20 protein-coding genes, 1 tRNA gene and 1 pseudogene are annotated in these 20,401 nt (G+C 38.8%); 14 read left to right on the top strand and 8 right to left on the bottom strand.

Annotation, left to right across the window (positions count from 1 at the left end; all coding sequences use genetic code 11):
• Positions 1–100: 100 nt before the first annotated feature.
• Positions 101–655 (bottom strand): Dps family protein, encoded by a 555-nt coding sequence (locus tag ACLLO5_RS09815; protein ID WP_413175264.1) that lies wholly within the window; start codon positions 653–655, stop codon positions 101–103.
• A 326-nt stretch (positions 656–981) separates the two neighbouring features.
• Here ACLLO5_RS09815 and ACLLO5_RS09820 point away from each other — a divergent pair, with 326 nt between their 5' ends.
• Positions 982–1,218, top strand: coding sequence for an Asr1405/Asl0597 family protein (locus ACLLO5_RS09820; protein ID WP_413175265.1), 237 nt, complete (start codon positions 982–984; stop codon positions 1,216–1,218).
• Between the two features lie 40 nt (positions 1,219–1,258).
• Positions 1,259–1,843 carry a (2Fe-2S) ferredoxin domain-containing protein gene (locus tag ACLLO5_RS09825; RefSeq protein WP_413175266.1) on the top strand — a complete coding sequence of 195 codons (585 nt, stop codon included), beginning with the start codon at positions 1,259–1,261 and terminating at the stop codon, positions 1,841–1,843.
• Positions 1,844–2,076: 233 nt separating this feature from the next.
• Here ACLLO5_RS09825 and ACLLO5_RS09830 read toward each other — a convergent pair whose 3' ends face one another.
• On the bottom strand, positions 2,077–2,667 hold the full coding sequence (locus ACLLO5_RS09830; protein ID WP_413175267.1) for a transposase: 591 nt from the start codon (positions 2,665–2,667) through the stop codon (positions 2,077–2,079).
• Between the two features lie 93 nt (positions 2,668–2,760).
• On the opposite strand from ACLLO5_RS09830, the gene ACLLO5_RS09835 reads away from it, so the two are divergent.
• Positions 2,761–2,967, top strand: coding sequence for a hypothetical protein (locus ACLLO5_RS09835; protein WP_413176220.1), 207 nt, complete (start codon positions 2,761–2,763; stop codon positions 2,965–2,967).
• A 189-nt stretch (positions 2,968–3,156) separates the two neighbouring features.
• Here ACLLO5_RS09835 and ACLLO5_RS09840 read toward each other — a convergent pair.
• A tRNA-Pro gene (locus ACLLO5_RS09840) sits at positions 3,157–3,230 on the bottom strand.
• Between the two features lie 127 nt (positions 3,231–3,357).
• Here ACLLO5_RS09840 and lipA point away from each other — a divergent pair.
• The 4 genes from lipA (at position 3,358) to ACLLO5_RS09860 (ending at position 7,840) form a co-directional block, all read left to right on the top strand.
• On the top strand, positions 3,358–4,227 hold the full coding sequence (gene lipA, locus ACLLO5_RS09845) for a lipoyl synthase (protein ID WP_413175268.1): 870 nt from the start codon (positions 3,358–3,360) through the stop codon (positions 4,225–4,227).
• 68 nt (positions 4,228–4,295) lie between these two features.
• Entirely contained in the window at positions 4,296–5,246 is a 951-nt protein-coding gene (locus ACLLO5_RS09850; protein WP_413175269.1) for an NAD(P)H-dependent glycerol-3-phosphate dehydrogenase, read from the top strand.
• A 686-nt stretch (positions 5,247–5,932) separates the two neighbouring features.
• Positions 5,933–7,186, top strand: coding sequence for an RNA polymerase sigma factor SigC (gene sigC / locus ACLLO5_RS09855; protein ID WP_413175270.1), 1,254 nt, complete (start codon positions 5,933–5,935; stop codon positions 7,184–7,186).
• 198 nt (positions 7,187–7,384) lie between these two features.
• Positions 7,385–7,840, top strand: a complete 456-nt coding sequence (locus tag ACLLO5_RS09860) for a Fur family transcriptional regulator (protein WP_413175271.1) — start codon at positions 7,385–7,387, stop codon at positions 7,838–7,840.
• Positions 7,841–7,869: 29 nt separating this feature from the next.
• Here ACLLO5_RS09860 and ACLLO5_RS09865 read toward each other — a convergent pair whose 3' ends face one another.
• Together ACLLO5_RS09865 and cobN are read right to left on the bottom strand one after the other, a co-directional pair.
• Entirely contained in the window at positions 7,870–8,880 is a 1,011-nt protein-coding gene (locus ACLLO5_RS09865; protein WP_413175272.1) for a peptidoglycan-binding domain-containing protein, read from the bottom strand.
• A 169-nt stretch (positions 8,881–9,049) separates the two neighbouring features.
• The gene (gene cobN / locus ACLLO5_RS09870; RefSeq protein WP_413175273.1) at positions 9,050–12,928 is read right to left on the bottom strand and encodes a cobaltochelatase subunit CobN; all 3,879 of its coding nucleotides are present in this window, start codon (positions 12,926–12,928) and stop codon (positions 9,050–9,052) included.
• A 149-nt stretch (positions 12,929–13,077) separates the two neighbouring features.
• Here cobN and ACLLO5_RS09875 point away from each other — a divergent pair, with 149 nt between their 5' ends.
• Both ACLLO5_RS09875 and ACLLO5_RS09880 read left to right on the top strand, forming a co-directional pair.
• Positions 13,078–15,012, top strand: a complete 1,935-nt coding sequence (locus ACLLO5_RS09875; protein WP_413175274.1) for an ATP-binding protein — start codon at positions 13,078–13,080, stop codon at positions 15,010–15,012.
• A 93-nt stretch (positions 15,013–15,105) separates the two neighbouring features.
• Positions 15,106–15,795, top strand: a complete 690-nt coding sequence (locus ACLLO5_RS09880; protein ID WP_413175275.1) for an N-acetylmannosamine-6-phosphate 2-epimerase — start codon at positions 15,106–15,108, stop codon at positions 15,793–15,795.
• A gap of 102 nt (positions 15,796–15,897) precedes the next feature.
• Here the strand turns inward: ACLLO5_RS09880 and ACLLO5_RS09885 are convergent.
• Positions 15,898–15,990: pseudogene (locus ACLLO5_RS09885) on the bottom strand (transposase); the annotation flags it as partial.
• Positions 15,991–16,160: 170 nt separating this feature from the next.
• Between ACLLO5_RS09885 and ACLLO5_RS09890 the strand changes: the two are divergent.
• Entirely contained in the window at positions 16,161–16,322 is a 162-nt protein-coding gene (locus tag ACLLO5_RS09890; protein WP_413176052.1) for a DUF928 domain-containing protein, read from the top strand.
• 130 nt (positions 16,323–16,452) lie between these two features.
• Here the strand turns inward: ACLLO5_RS09890 and ACLLO5_RS09895 are convergent, their stop codons facing one another.
• Positions 16,453–16,917, bottom strand: a complete 465-nt coding sequence (locus ACLLO5_RS09895; protein ID WP_413175276.1) for a DUF29 domain-containing protein — start codon at positions 16,915–16,917, stop codon at positions 16,453–16,455.
• Between the two features lie 76 nt (positions 16,918–16,993).
• Here ACLLO5_RS09895 and ACLLO5_RS09900 point away from each other — a divergent pair, with 76 nt between their 5' ends.
• On the top strand, positions 16,994–17,269 hold the full coding sequence (locus tag ACLLO5_RS09900; protein WP_413176053.1) for a CHAT domain-containing protein: 276 nt from the start codon (positions 16,994–16,996) through the stop codon (positions 17,267–17,269).
• 83 nt (positions 17,270–17,352) lie between these two features.
• Here the strand turns inward: ACLLO5_RS09900 and ACLLO5_RS09905 are convergent, their stop codons facing one another.
• Positions 17,353–18,333, bottom strand: a complete 981-nt coding sequence (locus tag ACLLO5_RS09905) for a hypothetical protein (RefSeq protein ID WP_413175277.1) — start codon at positions 18,331–18,333, stop codon at positions 17,353–17,355.
• A 91-nt stretch (positions 18,334–18,424) separates the two neighbouring features.
• On the opposite strand from ACLLO5_RS09905, the gene ACLLO5_RS09910 reads away from it, so the two are divergent.
• The 3 genes from ACLLO5_RS09910 (at position 18,425) to ACLLO5_RS09920 (ending at position 20,370) form a co-directional block, all read left to right on the top strand.
• Positions 18,425–19,333, top strand: a complete 909-nt coding sequence (locus ACLLO5_RS09910; RefSeq protein ID WP_413175278.1) for a metallophosphoesterase — start codon at positions 18,425–18,427, stop codon at positions 19,331–19,333.
• Between the two features lie 225 nt (positions 19,334–19,558).
• Entirely contained in the window at positions 19,559–19,846 is a 288-nt protein-coding gene (locus ACLLO5_RS09915) for a type II toxin-antitoxin system HigB family toxin (RefSeq protein ID WP_413175279.1), read from the top strand.
• A 122-nt stretch (positions 19,847–19,968) separates the two neighbouring features.
• On the top strand, positions 19,969–20,370 hold the full coding sequence (locus ACLLO5_RS09920; RefSeq protein ID WP_413175280.1) for a helix-turn-helix domain-containing protein: 402 nt from the start codon (positions 19,969–19,971) through the stop codon (positions 20,368–20,370).
• Positions 20,371–20,401 lie beyond the last annotated feature (31 nt).

Consider the following 20,401-nt stretch of genomic DNA (forward strand, 5'->3'; position numbering starts at 1 on the left):
GACATGAAAAATTTATCTCTGCCAAAAATTATTTTTCTGAAAATCCAGACTTTTAAACTATTCTTTAACTAGCGTTAAACTAATCCTAACTATTGAATGATTAGTTCTGTGCTGGTTGCACAAATCCTAGAGTTAGACTATCTTTAGCTAAGAAATGTGCTAAATGATAAGCTCTCTCTTCAGTTTTTAACAGAATTTTTTCATAGAGATAGCGTGTACCTCTATCTCCTAAACTCTCAGCCTGACTAGCTTGACGGCGAATTACACCAATCATTGCTTGTTCTGCTGCCAGGTCATTTTCTACCATCTTTCGAGAAGAATATACACCATCGGCTTCGGTTTCAAAGCAGCATAATTCCGCTAATTTACTAAAACTTGCTGCGGGTACACCACCGAGACCATTTAAGCGTTCACCAATTTCATGAATATGATCTTGAACTTCTTGATAGCTATCATTGAAGAAGTCATGCAAAGAAGAAAATTCTGCACCTTCTACCACAAAATGATGTTTTTGATACTGTAAATAGAGAGCTTGAAAACTTGCTAAAACAACGTTAAATCCTTCTACTACTGGAGCGGTGACACTGGAATCTAGTAATACTGGATTGTCGTAAACTTGACCAAAATTGTGTAAAACAGCTTGAGTATCAGACATGGTTCTCCCCTTTTTATGACAGTTAGAATTTTTAACTGTTCAGTTCTTACATATTAACATTGAAAAAAAAGAACGCAATACTAACAAATCTGAGTCAAATTTGGATTTTTAATAGTTGCAAGTCACAGTTTTAACTCTAAATCTGTTATGTAATTTCTGATCACCAACAATAGTATTGACTTACAGACCTAAGTATGCGTAGTCAGGACAATATACAGAAATGAGATTATTTTTCAAAATTAATGACAATATTTTTCATCTATAATGTATTCTGAAGACAGATAAGGGTTAAATGATTGCTTTGTTCTGTACTTAGAACTCTGAAGATGGAAGAACAGAAGGTTATAGATATAAATTGGGCAGATAAATGGCAGGTGTATCAACGTCTGCGGGAGTTGGATATTCCCTGTGGTTGTGAGCTTAACCAACCTTTACGGGTGGAAATAGCCACTCCAATATCAGCACTTCAACTTTGGAGCGTGATGCGGCAAATAACCGCCTCTCGTCAAGATAAGATTCGGAGTTTGGAACACTGCTGGTGTTTGCGTTACCACAATTTTTAATTAGCTGACAGTTTATTTTGATTAAAAACAGGTTAAAAAAATGAGAATTACTTCTACTATAGAAATGACAGAATTTTGCTTAGAAGGCAGATTTTTGGATTTTGTGATTAAAGATGGTTATAAGTTGAAGGGTTTATTGTTAGCCACCAATGAGGGACAATGCTATGTAAAGTTAGCCAAGCATTTACAGGTAGCTTTTGATTTGCGTTTACCGCGTGGTACTTGGTTACAAGTGGTAGGTACGAAAAAGTATGATCCTAAAAAAGATGAACTGACATTAAAAGCTGAACGGGTAATGGCTGCGAGTGCTGATATGGGAATGAAACCTAAACCTGAAGCAGCGAAAAAGCAGACTATTTTATTTTGTCAAAAGTCAGATTGTATGAAACGCGGTGGTAAAGCTGTATGTGAGATGTTGGAGAAAGAGTTGAGCGATCGCGGTTTGGAAGATAAAGTAAATATTAAAGGTACTGGTTGTATGAAAAACTGTAAAGCTGGACCTAATTTAGTTATGCCAGATAAAACTCGCTACAGTCGCATCCAACCTAGACAAGTTCCCGCAGTTATAGATAAGCATTTGGGGAAAAATGTGGAAATAGAAGCGCCTCAGTTTGTGAAAGTATAGGAAATATAGATTGGCTTTAAAGCCATTGGATAGAACTGTTTCTACATAATGGCGCAGCATATCCTCAGCTTTGGCTGCTATGAGTTTTGGAGCTTCCAAGACATTGCCTTCTGTGGCGTATTTGGCGAGAATTGCAGCTAATTCTACAGGAGTGCGATCGCAAAACATATCCTCAAAAAGTTGATCTAGCGATCGCCCTTGCATTTTTTCTCCAAGAAAATTACACATAAGATTCAATTTCTATGTAGGGGCGTATTGCAATACGCCCCTACGGATTTGTTATTGGCAGGATTCTCTTCGTCTAAATCCCATTGAGCCGGATTATTGATAATGTATTCTCTAGTGCGATGGAGATCATTTTCAGTGCTAATAATAGATTCATAGTAATTACGCTGCCATATTGGTGTTTCTGGTAAATCGCGCATTTGGTTAATTTGTTTAGTTACAGCACCTTTAAAGCCTCGGACAATTGCTCCTATTGTTTGAGAAGGCGATCGCAATAGGGAATTTGATATGGGCATGGATTCTGTTGTAGGGGCGTATTGCAATACGCCCCTACAGATAATAATAATTCCGTGTAAATGATTAGGCATAACAATGAATTCATCCAATTCAACATTTGGACGCAATTCAGGAGTTTTTAACCATCCTTCAACAACTGCATGACCATATTCATTTAACTCCATTTGAGAATTAATGATATTACCAAATAGACGTTCTCTATTGTGAGTACAAATTGTGACAAAATATGCACCTTCTTGGGAATAATCATATCCTTTCAGACGTATAGAACGGCGATGATGTTTTTGAGGATCGTATGTCATAATTTTCTAGATTGAGAATCTTTAACCCCTTGTCTAATATCTCCATTTGTAAAACATATTCTAATACATTATTCTGATATTTGTAGGGGCGTATTGCAATACGCCCCTACACGAATTTTTCCAATTAATAAGTTTGGAGATTCAGAGTTAGGGGAGTCTATAGATAGATTACTGGCAAAAGAAATTATAGCGATCGCACAAACATATAAAGCTGGAAGTATTGTTTTACCGAAATTGGGAGATATGCGAGAGCAAATTCAGAGTGAAATTCAACACTCCTCCCGGAGTAGGACAGGTTGAAAGAACTTCATGAAAGGATATAAAAAATTTTAGGTGGGTTGAAAGGCGCACTTCGTTCGGGATTTTCCCTGACAGAAGCAATAAAAATAAATAAAAGCTATCATTGTAATAGCTTTCAAAGCCAATACACCGTGATGACTAGGTAGTTTGCCAACGCGGACAAATAAATTGTTAATGTACAAGAAAAAATCGGGATGACTGGATTCGAACCAGCGGCCCCTTCGTCCCGAACGAAGTGCGCTACCAAGCTGCGCCACATCCCGCCATAAAGATGGCAATATAAAAAAATAATATCACAATCGGTACAAAATCACAAATCTTCCATCTTCCACAAAGGTCTTTGCTTGCTACCATTAGATTTGTATAACTAAAAAATGGTAAAAGTAGACTGTGACTGTAAAACCAGACTGGTTGAGGGTAAAAGCACCTCAGTGGGAGCGTGTCGGTAACGTTAAAGAAATTTTGCGGGATTTAGCCCTCAATACGGTTTGTGAGGAAGCATCCTGTCCCAATATTGGTGAGTGCTTCAATGCGGGTACGGCTACGTTTTTGATCATGGGGCCAGCTTGTACCAGGGCTTGTCCTTACTGTGATATTGATTTTGAGAAAAAACCCCAAGCATTAGATCCCACCGAACCGACTCGATTAGCAGAAGCTGTACGCAGAATGCGGCTAAATCACGTCGTCATTACTTCTGTGAATCGGGATGATTTATCAGATGGTGGTGCATCTCAGTTTGTAGAGTGTATTAATGCAGTTCGCAGCGTCTCACCACACACAACAATTGAGGTGCTAATTCCTGATTTGTGCGGAAATTGGAATGCTCTGGAAATCATTCTCCAAGCTGCACCAGAGGTACTCAACCACAATACAGAAACGATATCACGCTTATATCGGCGAGTACGTCCCCAAGGTAATTATGAGCGAACAATGGAATTATTACAACGCTCTCGCCAGATTTCTCCCAGTACATACACCAAATCCGGTATTATGGTGGGCTTAGGTGAAACTGATGCAGAAATTCGTCAAGTTATGCAGGATTTGCGGGCAGTAGATTGTGATATTTTAACTATTGGACAATATCTCCAACCTAGTCAAAAACATTTGCAAGTAGCTGAGTTCATCTCTCCAGAACAATTTGCTGCTTGGAAGGTATTCGGAGAAGAATTAGGTTTTTTACAAATTGTTTCTTCCCCATTGACAAGAAGCTCATATCATGCAGAACAAGTTAGAGAATTAATGGAACGTTACCCCAGATAGAAAGATGGGGAGCGAGGGAGCAGAGGAGCAGAGGAGATAATAGCCCAATGACAAATGACCAATGACTGATGACTAATCTCAAATCCAAAATAGAAAATCCAAAATCTGTTGTTATTCTGGGTGCTGGTGCTTGGGGTGCAGCCCTGGCTAAGTTGGCGCAAATAAACGGTCATGAGGTGCGTTTGTGGTCGCGTCAGGGATTTGAAACTATGGCAGTAGTATTAAAAGATGCTGATATAGTTGTATCTGCTATATCTATGAAAGGGGTGAGGGATGTAGCGTCTTTAGTTAAGTCTTGTCCCTTATCTCCTGAAATAATTTTTGTCACAGCGACAAAAGGCTTAGATCCGCAAACAACTTGTACACCTTCACAAATTTGGCAAACAGAATTTCCTCATCACTCAGTAGTGGTTCTATCTGGACCAAATTTATCCCAAGAGATTGAAGAGGAATTACCCGCTGCATCTGTAGTAGCCAGCAAAAATCTTGTTGCTGCACATCAGGTGCAACTGGTGTTTTCTTCCAGTCGTTTCCGTGTCTATACTAACCCTGATCCCATTGGTGTAGAATTGGGAGGAACGCTGAAAAATGTGATGGCGATCGCAGCGGGTGTTTGTGATGGACTGCATTTAGGAACTAATGCCAAAGCAGCTTTAGTAACTCGCGGCTTGATGGAAATGGTGCGGATCGGTCAAATTTTGGGTGCAAAACCGGAAACATTTTATGGTTTATCCGGTCTAGGGGATTTGTTAGCAACCTGCAATAGCCCTCTAAGTCGTAACTACCAAGTTGGATATCAACTGGCTAGTGGGAAAACGTTGACAGAAATACTCAATACTTTACCAGGAACTGCTGAAGGAGTGAACACTTGCCGAGTTTTGATGCAAATATCCCAGCAACAACATATTACTATTCCCATCACTGAACAAGTTTATCGGTTACTGGAGAGTGAAGTTACACCTCAACAAGCCCTTGATGAATTAATGTTAAGAGATATCAAGCCGGAATACAACCAATAGAGTGATGCTTTGCACCACAAGACGCTATCAGCATTATTCCGTAACTGAAATCGACTTCTTACCAAATAATTACTAAAAAAGTTATTAAATCGTCAGGAAATTACTTTCCTGCTCATGTAATTATAACTATGTAGTTTATCTACAGCATAATTACTAGGAATATGTTTATACGCCATTATAAAAATAATGGTTAATATTCCTGAGAAATTCCATGGTATAGTCGTCGCCAGAGTAATGAGGAGAATCTTAAATTCTGGAATCTTTGTCAGACAAGAGTTTGAAAAAATTGACTGCTGACTGCTGACTACTAGGGCTAGGTAATTTCTTAATTTTCAGTCAGATTGTGGCTGGAAAAGGTGATAATTTCCATCAAAAAACTACATTTACCGATAAAATTCGGAAAAAATGTATCACTCAGAGGTTGTTCAAAAAGTCTCATTTTATACTAATCATTCATGTTTGGGAGTTCGTTTAGGCTAACTTTGTTTGCGTACTAGCGAATTGTAATCGTTACATACTTTTCAAACCGAGAAAGCAAAACTTGTACAATCTTTTGCAAAGAATTGTACCGCAGACCTCAATAATGATATTTCATCGTGAATTACGGGAACAATAGCAACAGTTAATTAGCTGACCGTAATTTTAGCTGACCTTAATCTATTGTTACCTGGAGCAATAAAGACATTATGCCAGCAACATCTTTTTATACAGATGCAGCCTACGATTCCCCAAAATCTAACCCAAAATTAGAGCCTGATTTGGGTGTTGATGATGGTGATTTATCCCTAGATGATCTACAGGATTTGGATATAGCAGCTGCTGTTGATCCTCATAATCTAGCTGCAAGCACTAACCGACGCAGTACAGATTTAGTGCGTTTATACCTGCAAGAAATTGGTCGGGTGCGTTTGTTGGGGCGGGATGAAGAAGTTTCCGAAGCTCAAAAAGTGCAGCGGTATTTACGGTTGCGGATAGTGCTTGCTAATGCTGCCAAGGAAGGTGACACTGTAATTGCACCCTATCAGCGGTTAATAGAAGTTCAGGAGCGTTTATCATCTGAACTGGGACATCGTCCGTCATTGGAAAGATGGGCTAAGACTGCCGGTATAGATTTAGCGGATTTGAAGCCAACTTTGTCAGAGGGTAAACGTCGTTGGGCAGAGATTGCCAAATTGACAGTAGAAGAACTGGAAAATGTTCAATCCCAAGGACTCCAAGCCAAGGAACACATGATTAAGGCGAATCTTCGTCTGGTGGTTTCTGTGGCCAAGAAATATCAAAATCGTGGTTTGGAATTGTTGGATTTAGTCCAAGAAGGGACTTTGGGTTTAGAGCGAGCCGTGGAGAAATTTGACCCAACGAAGGGTTATCGCTTTAGTACCTATGCTTATTGGTGGATTCGTCAGGGAATTACCAGAGCGATCGCTACCTCTAGTCGAACAATTCGCCTCCCTGTTCATATTACCGAAAAACTGAACAAAATTAAAAAGGCGCAACGTAAAATTGCTCAAGAAAAAGGTCGTACTCCCACTTTAGAAGATTTAGCAATTGAATTAGACATGACACCTACCCAAGTTCGGGAAGTGTTGTTGAGAGTACCCCGTTCTGTTTCTTTAGAAACCAAAGTCGGAAAAGATAAAGATACCGAATTAGGGGAATTGCTAGAGACTGATAGCGTTACCCCAGAAGAAATGTTGATGCGGGAATCTTTACAAAAAGATTTACACAATTTACTAGCAGATTTAACCAGTCGCGAACGGGATGTGATCCTGATGCGGTTCGGTTTATCTGATGGTCATCCTTACTCTTTAGCCGAAATTGGCCGCGCTCTCGATTTATCACGGGAACGGGTACGACAAATTGAATCCAAAGCTTTGCAAAAGCTACGTCAACCCAAGCGCCGTAACCTGATCCGGGACTATTTGGAATCTTTGAGTTAGAAGAGGTGACAGGTGACAGGTGACAGGTGACAGGTGACAGGTGACAGGTGACAGTGAAGAGACTGATATATTACCAATTACCAATTACCAATTACCAATTACCAATTACCAATTATTCTCAATAAGCAACAATTGTTGCAAATCAGGTCAAACATTTGCTATATTCTCAATTAACAGGCTTTGTTGAGAAAATTTAGTATGACTGTCTACACAACTGGTTCACTTAAGGCAGAACTAAACGATCGAGGCTGGCGTTTAACTCCCCAGCGCGAAACAATTCTTCACATTTTTCAAGAACTTCCACAGGGCGAACACTTAAGTGCGGAGGATCTTTATCTACGGCTAGAAACTGACGGTGAGGGTATCAGTCTATCCACCATCTATAGGACTTTGAAGTTGATGGCGAGGATGGGCATTTTGAGGGAATTAGAGTTAGGTGAAGGACATAAACATTATGAAATTAACCAACCCTATCCCCATCATCACCATCACCTGATTTGTGTTAGATGTAACACAACCATTGAATTTAAAAACGAATCTATTTTGAAAATTGGGGCAAAAACAGCCCAAAAAGAAGGTTTTCACCTGCTTGATTGTCAGTTGACAATTCATGCTGTTTGTCCCAAGTGTCAAAGAGCTTTAATGCCGCTTTAACACTTAAGTGGGGGAATCTAACTGCGACCCTAAAAATTACCGTTTTTGATATCAGTAAGGCTGATACCATAAAATTCTTGCGCTCGCTGGATGGCTTTTTTGGTATCTGCTGCCATTAGTCCGTTGATTTGACCTTTATAAAAACCCTTTTCTTGCAATCGTCTTTGAATTTCTAGAACGCTAAAATCACTTTTGGTTGAAGTTTTGACTAAGTTATGTAACTTAGCTCTGGTAGTTGGTCCAGCAATGCTGTTAGCTTCTAGCCGGTGATTTTTTTGAAAGCGACTAACAGCATCGGCTGTCTGAGAACCATAGTAACCATTAGGTTGTTTGTCTAAATATCCGGCTTTAATTAAATGTTCTTGCAAAATTCTCACAGCTTCACCGCGATCACCTAAACTCAATTGATCTGGATTAATTCCTTTTTTGGAAGTTTGTTCCCCATCTGGATCAAGGGGTGGTAATTTGGCGAGTGTGGCTGAACCGACAACACCATCAACATTCAATTTATAAGCCTGTTGGAATCGCTTGACAGCTTCTTCGGTAATTGGCCCAAATATGCCAGTAGGATTCCCATAATAAAAGCCAGCGATTCGTAATCGTGCTTGTAAAATGCTGACATCTTCACCTTCATCACCTTTAACCAGGAAGTTAGGATTTTTGCGTTTTGTGGTGACTGGGTTAAAAGTGGTGATTTTGGGCGTGGTTGTGGTTGTAGCGATATTTGAATTACTTCCAGGAATTTTTTGCCAAGGTTCTATTTTTTGTTCTAACTGTTCTGGAATGCTCACTTCAATGACATTATTCACCGATAAATCAGAACTTTGTTGATTACCTGTTTCTAATGCTAAAACGCTACTCACTGTATTTAGAATAGATAAAGTGAGTGCTAGAGGTAGCATATATTTCCAAGCTTTGCTGGAAAAACGTTTCCAGTTTGGTAGTGGTGCTTGATGAAAAAGAGAATTCCAGGAAATTAATTCACTGATATGACTATCTTCGTGGGCATAGGCTAAGTGCAAATACGCAAGATTTTCCATATTTGTTTCTGACAGAGATTTTAAAGTTTCGCGCAGAGGGGCAGGGGAGAGGGGGAGAGGGGGAGCAGGGGAGCAGGGGAGAATAAATAACCTCCTGCCTCCTGCCTCCTGCCTCCTGCCTTCTGCCTCCTAACTCCTGAACTCCTGAACTCCTGAACTCCTGCTGTAGTTATTGTTCTTCGATTGCTGCTTCTGCTTGATGGACTAGGTTGCGGAGATTGTCCAGTGTTTTTGAATTGACATCCTCCCATAATCCTCTTTGATGGGCTTCTAGTAGTCTTTCGGCTATATCACGTAGCGCCCAGGGGTTTTTGGCTTGGATGAATTCGCAAACAACAGGATCTTCTAGATAAGCTTGGACAACACCTTGATAGATATGGTCTTCTACACATTGGGTCGTAGCATCGTAGGCGAATAAAAAATCTACTGTTGCGGCCATTTCAAATGCACCCTTGTAACCATGACGCATCACTCCCGCTATCCATTTGGGATTAACTACACGAGAACGGTAGACCCTGGTAATTTCTTCTTTCAGTTGGCGGACTTTGGGCTGGGATGTGTTGGAGTTATCGCCAAAATAGGTTTCGGGATTTTTTCCTTGAAGAGAACGCACCGCTGCTGTTAAACCACCCTGAAATTGATAATAGTCGTCAGAATCAAGAATGTCATGTTCACGGTTATCTTGATTTTGCAGGACAATTTGCATTTCCTTCAACCGTTGCTGGAAAACTTCGGGAGAGGTGACAGGTGACAGGTGACTGGGAAATTGATCTTTCTCCCCTGCTCCCCATCTCCCCTGCTCCCCTGCTCCCCTGCTCCCCTGCTCCTCTGCTCCCCTGCTCCCCTGCTCCCCTGCTCCCCCGTAAGCGTAACTACTCCAATTGATGTAAGCTTGGGCTAAATCTTGGTCTGTTTGCCAGTTTTGGGAGGCGATTAAACCTTGGAGTCCGGCACCGTAAGCGCCTGGTTGAGAACCAAAGACGCGATATAGCGATCGCTCTTTTGCTGTTTCTAAAGATAAACCTTGATCACTCCATAATTCGGTTTCTTTTTGTACTGCAACTGCTAGAGGGTTTTCGTCTGCTGGTTCATCTAAGTTAGCAACGGCGGCAACTGCTTCGGAAAATAAATCTATTAAGTTGGGGAAAGCATCTCGGAAAAATCCGGAAATTCTTAAGGTGACATCCACACGGGGACGACCCAAAATTGATATGGGTAAGATTTCAAAATCCACTACTCGCCTGGCTGCACCATCCCACACAGGTCTTACACCAAGTAAAGCTAAGGCTTCGGCGATATCATCTCCCCCTGTCCGCATGGTAGCTGTCCCCCAAACAGATAAACCAAGGGTTTTGGGATATTCTCCATGTTCTTGGGTGTAGGTTTCAATTAAGGTTTCTGCGGCTTTTCTACCTATGTCCCAAGCGGTTTCTGTGGGTATGGCGCGAATATCTACTGCATAAAAGTTTTTGCCGGTGGGGAGAACTTCGGGACGGCCGCGTGTGGGTGCGCCGGATGCGGCACTGGGTATGTATTTACCGTCTAGTCCTCGTAGTAAATTGGTGATTTCTTGGTGGGTTTGTTGGAGTGCGGGAAGGAGTTTTAAGGTGATCCAGTTAAGAACTGGGGACTGGGGATTGGGGATTGGGGACTGGGAATTGATGATTTGTTCGACTAAATCGGCGGCTTGTGCTTCTAGAAGTTCTACGATGTCGCCGTGTGTACGACATGATTTTAATCTTATGGAGAGATGCAGAGGTACAGAGAGGGTTTGAGAAGGAATGAAGGGGGTGCTGAGGTCTGTTGTGAGGGGGTCAATATCTAAGCCCCATTCTTGAGCGATCGCACGGGTAATTCCGATAGAATGACGGTTGGGGATGCGAGCGATCGCTACTATTAGATCTCGCAGTTGTGTTCCTTGGGGGGTTTGTCCAAATATGTGGAGTCCGTCGCGGATTTGGGCTTCTTTGAGTTCACACAGATAACCGTCGAGGGAGTTTAAGATTAAGGTTTCAAAGTTGATAATGTCTTTTTCGTCGGTGATGCCTAAGTCTTTGTAAAGGTTTTCTTTGATGACTAGTTCTTGAATGCGATCGCGAATTGCTGGCATTCTATTAGGGTCTAAACTTTCGGCTTCGTAATATTCATCAATTAAATTTTCTACTTGTTGCAATGCCCCATACAATTCAGCCCTGGTCATGGGAGGTGTAAGATGGTCAATGATTACCGCTTGGGCGCGTCTTTTAGCCTGTGAACCTTCTCCGGGGTCATTGACGATAAATGGATATAAATGAGGCATTGCCCCAAATGCTACTTCGGGATAACAGGTATTTGATAAAGCAATACTTTTACCCGGTAGCCATTCTAAATTTCCGTGTTTACCAACATGAATAACGGCATCACTACCAAAACTTTCTCTGACCCAATAATAAAAAGCCAAATAATCATGGGTTGGTTCTAAATCTGGGGCATGATAATTCAAACTAGGGTCAATATCATAACCCCGTGAAGGCTGAACACCTACGAAAATGTTACCAAGTTGAATACCGGAAATAGGAATTGATGATTGGCTATTTCCCAGTCCCCAGTCCCCAGTCCCCAGTCCCCAACGTTGAATAATTCCTTGTTGGACTGCTGCGGGTAAGGTAGAAAAATATTTTTGATATTCTTCTACAGAAAGACTTTGGTTTACTGGTTTCCAGTCTCTTCCTTCTGGATCATTTGTCACACCAGATGTTAAACGTTGAATTAATTCATCACCGTCTGCGGGGATATTATCTACTTCATACCCGGCTGATTTTAAAGCTTTAAGGATTTCCAGACAACTGGCGGGAGTATCTAAACCGACACCATTAGCTAAACGTCCATTGGTATTGGGATAATTGGCTAAAATTAAGGTTATACGCCGTTGGTGGGGTGGTTTTTGACGGAGTTTTACCCAGTTAGCTGCTAGTTGAGCGACAAATTCGATGCGATCGCTCACTGGTTCATACACTACCACATCGGTTTCTAAATCATGATTCCGAGTTTGTAAAGTTTTAAAAGAAACAGCACGGGTAATAATTCGCCCGTCCACTTCTGGTAATGCCACATTCATGGCCATATCACGGGGAGTCAAACCTTGTAATCCTTCATCCCATTGTTCTCGAAAACCACCACTCAGAATTACCTGAAAAACTGGGACATCTAATTTTTGCCAAAGTTCAATTTCTGGTGTTTCCGTTTCTAACCGCGCTAAAGAAAAACTGGTAGTATTCAATAACAAATCAATATACTCAGAATCTTGAGGTTGAAATAACTCATATAATCCTTCACAAACACCAGGTTCACGCAAGGAAGAAACAAATACTGGCACAGGCTGTAAGTTTCTTTGTACCAAAGCAGTACATAAAGCATCAATTACCTTGGTATTCCCCGCTAAATAATGAGCGCGATAAAATAAAATACCAACTTTAGGTAATGGGTAATTAGTAAAGGTTGATAAATTTTCTTCAGTCCCCTGTCCCTCATACAAGCCCACACGAGGAACAGTCTGTGGTAGTGGAGGATTAAATTTAGTATCAAGGCATTTATCAGCAATAAATTGGAGGGCATTGAGGAAGTTTTCAACACCACCTTCTTTAAAGTATTGCCACACTTGATTAACAATTTCTACGGAAATAGTGGAATGAGAAATTAAATCGGGATCAAGAGCGTCGTCTCCTGGCATTACAATTAAGGTTGTACCTTGTCGTTGTACAATCTCCTGCACGACTTCTAAACCATAAGCCCAATAAGAACGTCCTCCTAAAAGACGCAGCACAATAACTTGGGCAAGTTCTAAAACTTGTTCACCATAAGTATCTATACTTATTTGCTGCTGTAATTGCAATAGGTTGGCAACTCTGAGGGCAGGAAATTGAGTAGGTAATTTTGGGACTACTGCTGCTAGGGTTTGAATGTCAGTGTCAGCCGCAGTAATAAACACAAAAGGGGCTGGAGTTTGTTCTAGAAAAATTAAACCTTCTGACGGATTCCATTCACCTGGTGTGGCATTGATACGATGCATAATCCTCTATTACGTCCTTAAATTGCTGGTAAGTACACAATTCCCAAAACTAGAAAACAGGAAATTGGTGTTTAAAATTTACCGCGTTCCTGTGTCTGGAGTCATTGTTTCTATTTAGGCATTTAGCCCCTTTCACTTTTATTTTGAAAATGCTTAGTTCTCCCGATTTGAGCTTTTCTCGAACCTTGCCTCTGAGTGTATTTAATCGGCTTGGGGAATTGTTGCAACAGATGGCTCAAGCAGTGGGTAGCGCCGCTTTGATGCTAACAGAAGCTGTGTTGCTGCGAATGCCTATTCCCGTTGAGTGGCAAAGGCAAAGATTTACGCTGGTAATTTCTGAACAATTTAGTGCGCTGCTGTTGGGAAATATAGAAGCAGGGGTACAGGAGATGAGGGGAACCCAAAGGCCAGACAATCCCTCAATCATAAATACTAGTTTGACATTTAATTCCGATGCGATCGCTTCTTTTATCTCAGAAGTCATAAATTTGTTTGAGTGCAATTCTTACATTTATCAAAACATCGCTCAATATCAACAAGTTATCGCCCCTAATGATGCTACACTTCAAAGTAAATTTACGCTGTTGTTATTAGAATATCTGCTACCAGCTATTAGTAATGAGGTAACAGCATCTCCAAATATAGTTCCTGCTGAAGCTTATAGCTGTCAAGCAGTAGAACACGCTTTAAATAAGCAAATTGCCCAAGAACGACTGTTAAATGAAGTAACAACCCAAATCCGTAAAAGTTTGGATTTGCCAGTCATCATGAAAACGGCAATTACCCAAGTACGTGAGTTTCTAGAATTAGATAGATTAGTAATTTATAAATTTGAACCAACTCAAGTTAAAAGTCAATATTCATCATTCAATGACCAATTTTTACCTAACTCTCAACATTTACCACAAAATTATCAAAATTACCAGGGTTGCATAGTTTATGAAGCTCTGATCACAGATGATATTCCCTCAGTATTAAATTATCAGGAAGAAAGTTGTTTGATGCGAACTTCCTTATGTTGGGAGAAATACCGTCAAGGTTTTGTTTTAGTTGTGAATGATGTAGAAAAAACATATCCTTTAGAAGAATGTTTATTGAATTTCTTAAGAAGAAGTAAAGTCCAAGCGAAATTAGTAGCACCGATAATTTTTGAAGAAAAACTGTGGGGATTATTAATTGCTCATCAATGTCATGCTCCACATGAGTGGACTGAAAGTGAAAAAAGTTTGCTAACTTCAGTTGCCGAACAGTTAGCGATCGCAATTCATCAAACAGAGTTAATGGCATCTCTCACCAAACAAAAACAAACCCTAGAACAACGAGTTATTGAACGCACAATGGCACTGCGAGAAGCCTTACTAGCAGCAGAAGCAGCCAACCGTCTCAGAAGTGAATTTCTTGCTACCATCAGCCATGAATTATTAACTCCTTTAACCTATGTAATTGGGATGTCTTCAACATTATTGCGTTGGCCTTTAGGCGAATTAAGCAAACGACAACGGGATTATTTACAAACCATCCATGACAGTGGAGAACATTTATTAGAAATGATTAATGACATTCTGGATTTGTCACAAATTGAAGCTGGTAGGACAGTATTAAATATTTGTGAATTTTCTTTAATTAAATCAGCACAAAATATTTTAGATTCTCTCTTAGAAAAAGCCAGAACCGAAAAAGTAACACTTAAACTTGATTTGCAAATTAATCCCACACACGATATATTTACTGGTGATTCTACAAGAGTAGAACAAATTCTCTGGAATTTATTAACAAATGCGATCAAATTCACTCCCGAAGATGGTAATGTCACATTACGTTTGTGGGTAGAAGATGAAACCGCTATTTTTCAAGTAGAAGATACTGGTATTGGTATTCCAGAAGAACAACTACCACTTTTGTTTGAGAAATTTCAACAACTTGACACACCCTATCGTCGTCGCTACGAAGGTACAGGAGTTGGTTTAGCTTTAACCAAACAACTTGTAGAATTACATCGAGGTCGCATTGAAGTAGAATCTACCGTAGGTATCGGTTCTATTTTTACTGTCTGGATACCTAATCAATTAAAAATTAAAAGTTAAAAAAAATTAAAAATTGACAAAATGATCAATAATTCATGAATAGTAACAAGCTCCAGGATTTATCCGCGGAATCAATATAAAATCCAAAATCGAATGACTAATTTACCCAAAGGCTTAATTGTTTCCTGTCAAGCACCTGTAGATTCTCCTTTACATGATCCTTATATCATAGCTGCAATGGCACAAGCTGCTGTGAATAATGGTGCAGTAGCAGTTCGGATTGATACTCCAACTCATATTAAAGCGGTGAGAGAAAAAGTACAAGTACCAATAATTGGACTTTGGAAACAAATCATAGCTGGTTCTGAAGTCTATATTACCCCACAGTTCCATCATGCAGTTGCTGTTGCTGAAGCAGGTGCAGATATTATCGCTATAGACGCGACTACTAGAAATCGTCCTGGGGATGAAAAATTACCAGATATTATTAATTATATCCATCACCAATTAGGTAAGCCAGTAATGGCAGATGTCGATACTTATGAAGCAGCAAAATTAGCTGTAGAAGCAGGTGCAGATATCGTCGGAACTACCCTTTTTGGTTACACTGCGGAAACTAGAAAATTTGTACCTCCTGGTTGGGAACTCCTCACTCAAATAGTAGAAAATTTAGATATTTTTGTAATTTGTGAAGGTGGTATTTCTTCACCAGAAATGGCAAAAAAAGCTTTAGATTTAGGTGCTGATTCTGTGGTGGTTGGTACGGCAATTACTGGCATTGATTTATTAGTGAAAGCTTATCATAATAACATTGCCAATTTTTACAAACAATCGAAATTATGAATATTAGGAGATGTTTGTAAAATCCAGTTTTGCATCGAGATTTCTTATATTCTCATTAAAAAAAGAGAATAAATACGGCTCTTCAGTACCTGTTATGCTAATCTAATAAGATAGATGCCAATTAAGCAAGCATCTAATTCGGAAATTTTCAAAGTTTCTAAACCCATAGCTAGAACGTTTAATTAACTTGAGTTTCATAACTCTAACTTTATCTAAAAATATGAGAGATTGTATTTATAGTTAATAATATATATTTTTAATATGTCAATACCTATAAAGATTTTAGCCACTTTCTGAGATATTTTTTAATATTATTTTTCCGTCCCTGCTAATAATTTGGCATAACAGGTAATGAAGAGCCTGATATATTAACGAGTTTGGGAGAAATGCGACGCAGCAAACCTGAAGATAAAGAGACTGTAGAAAATTGGGTAGATTTATTAAATTCTGTGGGTTTAAAAGATATTGCTAATGAACCTGTAACTTCTTGTTGTACAATGAAACATAGAATTTTTATATCCCCCTAAATCCCCCTTAAATAGGGGGACTTTAATTCCAGTTTCCCCCCTTTTCAAGGGTGGTTAGGGGGGAATGGCTTCGCTATTAATAAGTACCTAAATTCACAAACAGAAACTTTTAAAACAACCTCTTAGAAGATTATCCATAAAATTCATCATCTAAAATTTCCTCAATGGTAAAAGGACATAGATGAGGATATTCAGATTCATCAGGAATACGAACTCCAAAAGATGCTAGTTTTGCTTCTTTAATAGCAATATCTTTACCATCTGTATAGGAATCTTCTAAAATTTTGGGTAAATAGGGTTGCAGGGAAGGCATTTTTGATAATTGTTTTTTGATACGTTTACGATGTTCAATTACTGAATTATACCAACTATGTTTCATTGTTTCTGGAGCATCAGCTTGAACTTTTAGCTTTAATAAATGGGCTAATAAAATCATTAAATTACTCTCTAAAGCATTTTTTTCTGCTTTCCCCAAATCTTTTAACTCCTCAATCAAATTTATTGTGTCTAAAACTGAAAATTCATGGCTTTCTAATTGCTGAATTGTTAATTCTAGCCATAAATTAAAGTCTTTTTCATAGAGAGATATATTCATAATATGCCATCGCTAATGAATGTTATACAATCATTATATTGTATTTCGCACAAAGACGCACAAAAAGCAAAGGTAGATAAGTGCTTGCGACACTGGACAAGGTAAATTAACAGGAGATGGAGTTATAGGTTTATCTCGTGCTTTCATTGCCGCAGGTACTCCTAGTGTGATAGTTTCTTTATGGACTGTAGGCGATCAATCTACTTCTTATTTAATGCAGCAATTCTATAAAAATCGTCAACAAAGTAAAGATAATGCTCAAGCATTACGTCAAGCAATGTTAAGCACAATGAAAAAGTATCCTGAACCTAGTCAATGGGCAGCATTTACTTTAATTGGTGAGGCTAAATGAGCCTATATATTTTTGTATTTTAATGAATCTACTTCCTTATCTGTGTAAATATTCTCTCTACAAATTGTTCGCTTATTATCATTTTATGAAGCCAATTCAGTAACTATCAAATTTCGTCGTTTAAAAATCACCATCTCATTACCGACAACAGGATTACGTGCTATTAAATTATCTTGAGAATCAAGAATTTCTAAATGAGTGAAATCTAATTCTTGAGAACGCTGTAAAATATCAGCAGCTAATTGATTTTGTTTATCCGTTTCCAAAGCGAACCAATCATCACTAATTTTAATTGTTAAATCACTAGTACGGAAATTGGCTTGAATAGATTTGATCAAATTGATAGAAATTGTTTCTTCTCCATTGCGGGTTAAGGAAACACTAATTTCAGCTAATTGATTTTCAATAGCTGCAATTAAAGCTTGTTCCGGTGTTAATTGTAAAATTGGAGTAGGTATTGCTTCGGGTTCAATTTGAGGTTCTGGTGTGGGAGTGATTTCAAATTCCGGTTCTGCTTCCAGTGTAGGAGTAGGTATTGGTTCAGGTTCTGGTGTGGGAATTATTTCAACTTCCGGTTCTGGTGTGGGAATTATTTCAACTTCAGGTTCTGGTGTGGGAATTATTTTAACTTCCGGTTCTGGTGTGGGAATTATTTTAACTTCCGGTTCTGGTAATACAGCGACAGTTGGTGTAGGTGCGGTAACTTCCTCAACTGGAGGAAGAGTTGCTACCTCAGCAGGTTTAAAAGTAAACACTGTTGTTGTCCCAACTATGACTACAGCAACTCCCGCAAGTATTCCTGTCAAAACTGTATCTGACACATTGTTAGAAATATTTGATGGTAAGAACAAGCGAAATGTTCTTAAAAATCTATCCCAACTCGATAACACCCGTTGCAAAAAATTAGGTTTTTTCTCAGTACCAACAGGTGTATCTGTCTCCAGTTTGACGACTGTGTTTTCTAAAACCCCTATAGTTCCTCTCAGGAATTGGATAATTGTCGCCTTCCAAATTGGTATATTTTTCTGATATGGTTTTTGAGAAGGTTGATTATTTTTAGACATGGAACTTTCACCCAGATTAAGGAATCAAAAACTCAGATAGTACATTCTGACTCTTACTGTCTATTTTGCCATTTAATAAACTTAGTGATTTATGAAACTCAAACGCCGTCAATTTTTATTTTTAAGTAGTCTTAGCACCATTGGAACAGGATTTCTAGGATGGAAATTATTTCGTCAAAACCTTGAAAATCCTTTTTTAGAACCAGTCACAGCTGCTACCCCAGCTAAAAAAGATTTATTATTGCGTTTTGTTTCTGTTGCTGATACGGGAACTGGTGCTAGGGGACAGTATGCTGTAGCTAGGTCAATGCATTTTTATCACCAAAAAAATTCTTACGATTTAGTAATTTTAGCTGGTGATAACATTTATAATAACGGCGAAATTGAGAAGATAGATGCAGTTTTTGAACGTCCTTATCAACCTTTGCTGAAAAAAGGTGTGAAGTTTCATGCTTGTTTAGGTAATCACGATATTAGAACGGATAACGGCGTTCCCCAAGTTAAATATCCTGGCTTTAATATGACGGGACGTTATTACAGTTTTATTCGAGATAATGTACAGTTTTTTGGTTTAGATACTAATGGTAATGCTGATTGGAAAAATCAGTTAGTTTGGTTGGAAAAGGAATTAAGTTTAAGTAAAGCAGATTGGAAGGTTGTTTTTGGTCATCATCCAATTTATGCTTCTGGTGCTTATGGGAGTAATCCAAATTTTATTAAAATCTTTACTCCTTTGTTTCAAAAATATAATGTTCAATTATATATCAATGGTCATGAACATCATTATGAACGGACTCGTTCTATTAATGGGACGACTTATTTAATTTGTGGTGCTGGTGCTGGAAATCGTCCTGTTGGTCGTTCTGTGTGGACTGAATATTCGACGAGTAATTTGAGTTTTGCGGGTTATGAGGTGTATGCAGATAGAATTGAGGTGAGTGGTATTGATACTAATAATCGGGTTTTTGATCGTGGTGTGATTAAGTTGAGGGGTGTTTAAACGCAGAGGTGCGCGGAGGTTAGCGCAGAGGTTCACGGAGGTTTTTTTGTGTTTTTACTGCGCTAGGAGTGTTTGTAGTAGTTGCTTATTGTTAACTTTTACAACTACGCTAAAAAATTTTTAACAAGAGGCTTGACATTTAGTTCTCTTTGTGAGAACATAAAATTATTAGAGAGAAAAATAATGGAGATTGATACATGGTGAAATTAAAACAAGGAGTAACTTATGCAAGTTATTGGCATCGAACGTATAACTGAATTTAGTAAGATTCATCCCGATGCTGAAGTTAGTCTTAATGTTTGGCTCCAGACTGCTCAACAGTCAGAATGGAAATACATTAATGATGTCAAGGAAGTCTATCCACACGCGGATTATGTAGAAGGCTACACGGTCTTTAATATAGGAGGAAACAAGTTTCGATTAATTACTAAAATTACCTATAAAGTCAAGACTATTAAGATTGAAGATGTATTAACTCATAGTGAATATGATAAAGAAAAATGGAAAAAATGACAAATTATTCGGGGATTTTCCTTCTCAATAGTTCAACTACACTGTTGAGAAACTGATAAACATCTAGGACACGGTTTTTCCGTGTCACTAGGGAAAACATTCTACCCCAAAGGGAGTTGTATATGACTAGCACACTGAACAAGGAAGAATACACTAAGCTACTTGCTGAAACTTTACCACGCATTATTGATACAGAAATAGAGCATAAGCGTCTGCTAAATGAAGTAGATAAACTTATGGATTTAGGGGAAAATTTAACAGATGAACAAGCTGAAGTTTTGCAGTTATTAGTCACACTAATTGAGCAGTATGAAAATAAACGCTATCCAATGAAGGCTGCTACTCCCCTTGATATATTACATGAGTTAATGTTAGCAAGAGGACTTAAGCAAAAGGATATTGTGGAAGTTTTTGGCTCAAAGGGTATTGCTTCAGAAGTAATCAATGGTAAAAGAAGCATTAGCAAGAACCAAGCCAAAGCATTGGGTGAGTTTTTTCATGTACCACATACGCTATTTTTGTAGTCTAAAAAACTGATAACTTGTCTGTGAATAA

The sequence above is a fragment of the Anabaena azotica SJ-1 genome, assembly GCF_047275885.1.
Taxonomy (GTDB): domain Bacteria; phylum Cyanobacteriota; class Cyanobacteriia; order Cyanobacteriales; family Nostocaceae; genus Trichormus_B; species Trichormus_B azotica_A.

Excerpts from the sequence above, each read along its gene's own strand:
- ACLLO5_RS09905 (WP_413175277.1), bottom strand. The coding sequence starts at position 18,333 with ATGTCTAAAAATAATCAACCTTCTCAAAAACCATATCAGAAAAATATA.
- ACLLO5_RS09825 (WP_413175266.1), top strand. The coding sequence starts at position 1,259 with ATGAGAATTACTTCTACTATAGAAATGACAGAATTTTGCTTAGAAGGC.
- ACLLO5_RS09880 (WP_413175275.1), top strand. The coding sequence starts at position 15,106 with ATGACTAATTTACCCAAAGGCTTAATTGTTTCCTGTCAAGCACCTGTA.
- cobN (WP_413175273.1), bottom strand. The coding sequence starts at position 12,928 with ATGCATCGTATCAATGCCACACCAGGTGAATGGAATCCGTCAGAAGGT.
- ACLLO5_RS09850 (WP_413175269.1), top strand. The coding sequence starts at position 4,296 with ATGACTAATCTCAAATCCAAAATAGAAAATCCAAAATCTGTTGTTATT.
- sigC (WP_413175270.1), top strand. The coding sequence starts at position 5,933 with ATGCCAGCAACATCTTTTTATACAGATGCAGCCTACGATTCCCCAAAA.
- ACLLO5_RS09910 (WP_413175278.1), top strand. The coding sequence starts at position 18,425 with ATGAAACTCAAACGCCGTCAATTTTTATTTTTAAGTAGTCTTAGCACC.
- ACLLO5_RS09815 (WP_413175264.1), bottom strand. The coding sequence starts at position 655 with ATGTCTGATACTCAAGCTGTTTTACACAATTTTGGTCAAGTTTACGAC.
- ACLLO5_RS09895 (WP_413175276.1), bottom strand. The coding sequence starts at position 16,917 with ATGAATATATCTCTCTATGAAAAAGACTTTAATTTATGGCTAGAATTA.
- ACLLO5_RS09920 (WP_413175280.1), top strand. The coding sequence starts at position 19,969 with ATGACTAGCACACTGAACAAGGAAGAATACACTAAGCTACTTGCTGAA.
- ACLLO5_RS09860 (WP_413175271.1), top strand. The coding sequence starts at position 7,385 with ATGACTGTCTACACAACTGGTTCACTTAAGGCAGAACTAAACGATCGA.
- ACLLO5_RS09865 (WP_413175272.1), bottom strand. The coding sequence starts at position 8,880 with ATGGAAAATCTTGCGTATTTGCACTTAGCCTATGCCCACGAAGATAGT.
- ACLLO5_RS09830 (WP_413175267.1), bottom strand. The coding sequence starts at position 2,667 with ATGACATACGATCCTCAAAAACATCATCGCCGTTCTATACGTCTGAAA.
- ACLLO5_RS09875 (WP_413175274.1), top strand. The coding sequence starts at position 13,078 with ATGCTTAGTTCTCCCGATTTGAGCTTTTCTCGAACCTTGCCTCTGAGT.
- ACLLO5_RS09820 (WP_413175265.1), top strand. The coding sequence starts at position 982 with ATGGAAGAACAGAAGGTTATAGATATAAATTGGGCAGATAAATGGCAG.
- ACLLO5_RS09915 (WP_413175279.1), top strand. The coding sequence starts at position 19,559 with ATGCAAGTTATTGGCATCGAACGTATAACTGAATTTAGTAAGATTCAT.